This is a genomic window from Oceanobacter sp. 5_MG-2023, assembly GCF_030548165.1.
In the GTDB taxonomy this organism is placed as follows: Bacteria; Pseudomonadota; Gammaproteobacteria; order Pseudomonadales; family Oceanobacteraceae; genus Oceanobacter.
In genome coordinates this window covers 1-531 of the sequence record NZ_JAUORS010000074.1, presented here as the reverse complement: position 1 = coordinate 531, position 531 = coordinate 1, and the positions used below count along the sequence as shown (strand labels likewise).

The window sequence follows — 531 nt, the reverse complement described above, 5'->3', positions numbered from 1 at the left end:
CTGCGACAGCGTCAGGTTCCAGTTTTGCACCGGATGCGTCCACTTTTCGGATGCCTTCAACATACCTGCGTACAGCAGCTTGAGCAACGCGTTTTCATGGGCGAAGCCACCTTTGGTCTTGGTCAGTTTACGGAACTGGCGATGCACCGCCTCAACCGCATTGGTCGTGTAAATCGCTTTGCGCACCTGTTCCGGGTACTTGAAGTAAACGGAGAGATTCTCCCACTTACTCCGCCAGGACTTGATCACCAGCGGGTATTGCGCGCCCCATTTCGCTTCCAGCTCGTCCAACGCCTGTTCGGCGGCATTCTGAGTCGTGGCGCGGTAAACGCACTTCAGATCTGACATAAAAGCTTTCTGGTTCTTGCTGGCCACGTACTTCACGCTGTTGCGGATCTGGTGAACGATACAGAGCTGTACTTCTGTTTTTGGGTAAACGGTTTCTATCGCTTCCGGGAAGCCTTTCAGGCCATCCACCGAGGCGATCAGGATGTCTTTTACGCCCCGGTTCTGCAGATCGGTCAGCACGTT

At 54.2% G+C, this 531-nt stretch carries 1 protein-coding gene; it reads right to left on the bottom strand.

Translation table 11 applies throughout. From position 1 onward, the window contains the following. The coding region (locus tag Q4551_RS16195) for a transposase (RefSeq protein WP_303434967.1) at window positions 1–531 on the bottom strand (531 nt) is incomplete at both ends.